This is a genomic window from Moorena bouillonii PNG (assembly GCF_001942495.1).
In the GTDB taxonomy this organism is placed as follows: Bacteria; Cyanobacteriota; Cyanobacteriia; order Cyanobacteriales; family Coleofasciculaceae; genus Moorena; species Moorena bouillonii.
On the sequence record NZ_MKZS01000001.1, the window covers coordinates 4691159 to 4697584 of the forward strand.

A 6426-nucleotide genomic window follows, 5' to 3' on the forward strand; every position below is an offset into this window, starting at 1 on the left:
AGTGTTAGCTAATGAATTAATGTAGCGTTATAGTATCTTGGCCGTTAGCTTAATAAGCGCGCTAGCTTTATTCAGTGTTGTTAGTGGTTTTATATAGCGCTATGTTTATTGTTCCAATTCATATAGCGCTATTAATTTCACAGCAAAGGTGATCTAATTACCAACAAATTTAATAGCGCTATAGTTGGGATAAGCATTGATCACACAACACTTGACCACTGAGGCACTCAAAAATATTTTCCAAGTTACCTGATCTCAAAAACGCTGCTCGAACTTCAACCATTCATAATCATCCAAGGTTTGCACCTCATCACTTAGGTCAACCCAGGGTTGTAATTGTCCTGCTTGAAAGGTACGACTCATCACCACATAAATCGATGTCTGGTCTCCACCAATTCCGACACTTTGTACCGATTTCCAAGACTTAGCTTGTAACTCATCAATTACTAACCATCGCTCACCTTGCCAATAAAAATATCGGCGAAAGCAGAAGGGAGCGTCTTTTTTACCAGTAATTAATAATTAGGGTTAGTCAAACTCTTTTCTAAGCTGGGTTATGAGGATTAGATGGGTTTGCCCTAGCTGCCCACCTACTTTATTTTGTCATTGGGCTTTTGTATTAGCTTGTAAAGGCTTTCGCTCTGACCATCAAAAATTATTTCTATTGTTGTGCTTGGCATGAATTGTGAATAATGTGCTTCGTTCAAGGGGCTACCCTGAAAAATAATGCAATTCTTCTCTATAAGATTACTTAAATCTAATTCTTGATTAAAAGATTCATATTTACGAGACCATATATTGTAGAAAAATCCATCAGGAAAACTATATTCTAAGACCTTAGAAAACCGATTTGAAGCAAAATCGTTACCAAACTTGAGTGCATATTGTCTATCGCTAGACCGATAATATCTTACGTGAATACAATTATTGTAATTTTGCTTAATCAACTGATTAATAGTTTTAATTTCACCCCTATAAGATTGATGACTATTTTTATCCTGTAACATTAGCTGATAAGTAACTGCGGCACTTGCTGTCACATACACCGTTAACACAAGTAGACTTAGTTTTGCATAAATACTTGGTTGTAAAAGAGTAGTCAGTTGTTGTTCAAATAGAGTAACTTGCACCCAAATCAGCAGACTACATAACCCCATAGATGGGATTAAATAATGAGTAGCAGGGTGTTTTAACGTAAGCATTATTTGAAACCCAATAATCAACAAAAGACATAAGTACAATAAATAAAGCTTTTGAACGGGGACGATAGGAGAGTATTTGTGTTGTAAATCGAAATTTTGTAAGGTCGGTCTAGCCAACCAAAACCAAACAGTAACAATGAAGAAATTTAATACCGATAAGCCAACAGTATAAAAGAAAAATCTATCCTGGGGAATCAAGTTAATAAAGGTGCTTGGTAAATTTGAAATATCAACTAAACCTGGATTACCACTGCCATAGTGTCCTGTATGGGTCGCAATCGACGTCAACCAATTAAAAAGACGAGGGTATTGGGAAAAAATAGGAGATGTTGTAATAAAAAACGTGACTATTGTTGTAAAAATTGCTAATCCTTTCTGAAACCAACCAGGAAGCAGCATAATCACCAGTATCATGGGGATAAATGTGACTTTTGTGGATATCCCTAATCCCAAAACTATACCGATAGCTAGGGCAAATTTAGGCAATCGGGCTCTCTCTGAGTAAAGATAAAATAGCAGCAGAATCACCAACACTTGAGTCAAAGAAAGTAGTAGGGTTTCCGGTCTCACACGGGTGGATTCTTGTAGGGGAGTCCACAAAAAAGGTCCTAACTGTAATAGTAAACTCAACGCAATATTCTGAGAGAATGCAAAAGCAACTAAACCCACCAGCAACAAGCAAGATGTTATGATAAGAAGCAGGATGGTGTTGACAGTGATCAAATAAAACTCAGGATTTTGCAGTACAGATTCTGTAATATTAGAAACAACAGAATTCGTCAGGTACTGAATAAAATAAGTGATTTGAATAACAATAGCACCAAAAACTTGTAGAGTAGTGCCCGGATGATCGGTATGACCAGGTGTTTGGAATTGGATGATATTTAAAAAATTTAGGAGATAAGCATACTCAGGATCAGAGTTTATTCCAAGCCAATATGGACCGAATTCCTGTCTAATAATCAGAGAAATAACAGCGAAGATAACCGGGATAATAAATAAATAAACAAATTGCTTTTTTTTAGATACTTTCTGCCGGAAATGACTGATGTTCATAGAAGCATTAACGTAGTTGTTTTAATATAATTATCCTTATTATTAATTTAAGCATTAGCTATCACTTAAATTACTTTTTCTAGTTCAATCGTCATGAACATTCCCAAGTGAGGATTAAGGGGTGATAGAAGCCATTCCATAAATTGCACTAGACTAAAAAGGGCTGATGGGAGAAGTTGTCTCATAGACAATCCTCCACTAATCAGATATCTTAAGGGTGTATGATTTTTTATACTTCGTACTCTTAAACGAGGAAATTCTTCCCGAAAAAGTTCGCTATCTCGGTTAAAAATAATCCAAGGAATAGCCATATTTGCTCCTGACAATGGTCCCCCTTCTTCAAAACCCCAATACCCCCGTGGATTAAATGGTTCATGGTGAAAATTCTTATAAATAAAGTTAGACCAACAAGTATTTGCTGGTTCGATCATGACAAGTTTTCCACCAGGCTTAAGGCAACGATCTGCTTCCCGAAAAAATTGTCGCGAATCTTTAATATGGTGCAATACATCAATCATCAGGATGGCACTAAGATCGTTGTCTTCAAAGGGCATATCTAAAGCAGAAAAAACTAGATCAACACCATCATAGGGTAAGACATCTGAAGTGATAATTTGAGAATTGTATTCTTTTAAGAAACTAGCACCACTACCAAGCTCCACAATTTTACCATCTGGTGGAATTGTCTTAATTCTCACTAATAACTGATTATAAAAACTATTATAAGTTTTTATAAGAAAGGGTTTGCGCTGAATTATTGCCCTTAATACATGGATGTTGTTTGGATTATCTAGATTGGTCATCTTAGATAACTCAGGAAGTCTTAATAAGTTAAGCATAGTAATCACAGAAGTCAGCTATATAATTAGGAAAACTTTATCTTCTTGGCTGCATAAGCACACATTTTAAAAAGTACCAACCCCTCCTTAAAGTGCTGAATATTTGAAGCGCCATAGGTTCTGGGCATATAACGGACGGGAATATCATTTATTTTTAATCCTAACTTCGCAGCGCCGAATAACAAATCAAAATCGCCAAAAGGGTCAAAATCACCAAAGTAACTCCGATTTTCCGCAATGCGGCAATAATTCTCTTTTGAAATTGCCTTGGTTCCACAGAGAGAGTCTTTGATTTTAGTATTAAGAAGATAGGATAGTAGCCAGGCGAAGAAACGGTTAGCCATTCGGTTCAACCAGGGCATAGTAGTAGCATTTACTGGGTAGATGAGGCGGCAACCGTTAGCAAATTCACAGTATCCAGAAGCGATCGCCTCGAAAAAGTAAACTAAATCTTCTGGCTTAACGGTTAAATCGGAATCTAAGATAATAAAAACGTCTCCTGTTGCCATGTTAAAGCCTTGGCGAACTGCGTCTCCTTTGCCTATCCCTGATTGTTGGGCAACTTTTATATCCCATCGATCTTTGTACTTTTCCTGAACCCGTTGAATTTCTGACCAGGTGTCATCTCTAGAGTTTCCTTCTACAAAGATGATTTCAGTATGTCGGCCCAATTTTGGCATCCGGGTGACGCAAGCTTCGATATTCCCTGCTTCGTTTCGTGCTGGAATAATCACTGAACAAGTCCTTTGCTGAATTTGGGTTTGAGCATCAGCATCTTTAGGCTGTAATCTGGCAATAATATACTCACATAAACAAAGTTGGTTGATAAAAGGCAAGGGTGCTAGGAACCGATTTATAAAATAGCTTATTAGTGGCACTCGCTTTGGAAAGAGTAATCTTTTTCCGTGATAAAGGACTTCAAAACCAGTTAGTTGTAATAAATTTTGAATATCTTCCAGACTCAACCAGTTGAGATCTGATAAGGGCATGCGTTGCCCGATCAAGGTGGCAAATTGTAGAATAGGTTCCCATACAGGGTTTTGAAACGTCATGACCAAACGGCTATTATTATGGCAGGCTTTTTCTATAGAATGTAATGCCTTCTGTATATCCTCTATGTAGCTGATTGTATTGGCCAATAAAATATAATCAAATTTCTCTAGGGGTTGAAAATATTCTATATTCTCTACCTGAAACTCCAGTCCTGGAAAACTTTTCTGACTATCTTCGACGGCCTCGGAATTTCTATCAATTCCGAGGCCATAACTTGGATTAACAGCCGCTAATAAGTACCCCAAACGTGAACCAACCTCTAAGACAGAATAGCCAGGACGTGTTGAAAAGCGGAAAAACTTTTCTAAGTCTTTATAGTAGTAGAGATTTCGATTTCTCCATTTTTCCATCCAATTTTTATAGTTCATATCATCTAATAAAAATTATGGGCAGTTCTGTAGAATTAGTGATGTTATGATTTACAACCGGTCTATTAAGCAGTGCCTAAGGCAGCGCTAAATTATAATTGTGAATAAAATTCCAAATAGCACCAATTTGAAGACATTGTCAAAACGCTGACACCATCTCTCTCAGCAGGTGGGCATTGCTATCGAAACTGTTTCTGTGATCGGATTGAGTCGCGAAAGAGACTAACCTAAAAACCTTAGCCTATATAGATTACCCTCAGATTCTTCCTAAAATTCCACTATGTCTTTTGCTACCATGCCTTTTCCTCTTTACTATAGCGCTCTTGTATAGTTTATATCTGAGGTTAACACAAATTTTTAAATAGTGCTAGTATTTTTTGGTAATTGTTACATAATTTAATATCTTGGCTATCGTTATAGTTTTAGGAAGTTAGTAAGCTGATTAGATTAGCGCTATATTTAGTAGCTTGAATTGAACCCAATTACTATAGCGCTATTACTTGACCGGCGGAGGCAAAGGATACTCTTAATTAAATAGCGCTATATTTAATTAAGAGTAGGAGCCTATCAAAACTATAGCGGTATAATAATTGGGTTGGGGAGGATTAAATATAGCCCTAATTTTTTTGGCGTTGCTGAATTAAGGAATGAATGCGCAATCATCTGGTTTTGTTAAAGCCCCCTAAATCCCCCGAGCGAGGGATTGCTCGCTCGGGGGACTTTGAACGTCTTATTCCCCCCAGAATTGGGGGGTTAGGGGGGCAAAACCATACCCAGAATCAGCAACGCCATTTTTTTGATAAGACATGATCTAATCACCACAATTTTAATAGCGCTATAGTTTGGATAAGCATTGATCCTCAAGGGGTGACAAGGAGGCTGTAAAGCATATATAATAAGGCTTTGAACAAACGAGTCCCCAAAAAAAGGGTTGTTTAAAAAACAACCCCTTCAAACAAAAATGTTCCCTGGCCTTTCGGCCACGCTACGCGAACAATTCTACCAAACTGTATTCGAGGCACACCTAAGTCTAACCCAATACTTGACTCTACAGTTGTTAATTCTTATCATGCAAAGCCATCGTAATGTATGCTTAGCTCGGTTGGCTCAATTGTTTCCACAACCTCTCAAATATGAAAGTCGAGTTAGGAATCTTCAAAGGTTTTTAAATTTGCCCCAATTGAGTGCAAAATTATTGTGGTTTCCGATAATTAAGCAATTCTTAAAAAAAGAGTTTCGTGGGATTGAAAGGAATCGTTTTTATCGAAGAAGAGCGAAGAAACTTAAACTAATTCACAAAGGATACCTGTTGTTGGTTATCGACCGAACTCAGTGGCAAGAGCGAAATCTAATTCTGTTAAGTTTGGTTTGGAATCAACACGCAATCCCCGTTTATTGGCAACTTTTAGATAAAAAAGGAAGTAGTAGCTTGAGAGAACAAAAAAAGAGTTTATCCCCGGTCTTACGGCTACTTCGTCCTTATCCAGTTCTTTTATTAGGAGATCGTGAATTTCAGAGTGTTAAACTGGCAAAGTGGCTTGAGCACAGGAAAATCGACTTGGCTTTACGTCAAAAGAAAGGGACTTGTATCTCGGATGATGACTCAGTTTATCAGGCTCTAAAAGACTTGGATATTCAACCGGGAATGTCTCGATTTTTTACCGATATTTCTGCCACTAAAACACATCAGTTAGGCAAAGTTAATCTGGCGGCTTATTGGAAACGTAAATATCGAGGTCGAGGACCATTAGAACCCTGGTATATTTTGACTAGCCTCCATAGTCTAAAACTCACTTTATCATTTTATTCGGCTAGATGGAGCATTGAAACAATGTTTAAAGATTGTAAAACTGCTTAAAGGGTGACAACCGATCTACAATGCTTGCTGAATCAGGGACAGCGCATAAA

Annotated in this window: 4 protein-coding genes; 1 reads left to right on the plus strand and 3 read right to left on the minus strand. The window is 37.4% G+C overall.

Features of this window, described 5'->3' with window-relative positions; all coding sequences use genetic code 11:
• Positions 1–590: 590 nt before the first annotated feature.
• The 3 genes from BJP37_RS19025 to BJP37_RS19035 all read right to left on the minus strand — a co-directional run bounded on the left by BJP37_RS19025 (position 591) and on the right by BJP37_RS19035 (position 4518).
• Complete coding sequence (locus BJP37_RS19025) at positions 591–2258, minus strand: hypothetical protein (protein ID WP_075901085.1); 1668 nt, start codon at positions 2256–2258, stop codon at positions 591–593.
• A gap of 65 nt (positions 2259–2323) precedes the next feature.
• Positions 2324–3061 (minus strand): class I SAM-dependent methyltransferase, encoded by a 738-nt coding sequence (locus BJP37_RS19030; protein WP_081431501.1) that lies wholly within the window; start codon positions 3059–3061, stop codon positions 2324–2326.
• A gap of 62 nt (positions 3062–3123) precedes the next feature.
• On the minus strand, positions 3124–4518 hold the full coding sequence (locus tag BJP37_RS19035) for a glycosyltransferase (RefSeq protein ID WP_075901089.1): 1395 nt from the start codon (positions 4516–4518) through the stop codon (positions 3124–3126).
• A gap of 961 nt (positions 4519–5479) precedes the next feature.
• Here BJP37_RS19035 and BJP37_RS19040 point away from each other — a divergent pair.
• Positions 5480–6376 (plus strand): IS4 family transposase, encoded by an 897-nt coding sequence (locus BJP37_RS19040; RefSeq protein ID WP_081431250.1) that lies wholly within the window; start codon positions 5480–5482, stop codon positions 6374–6376.
• Positions 6377–6426 lie beyond the last annotated feature (50 nt).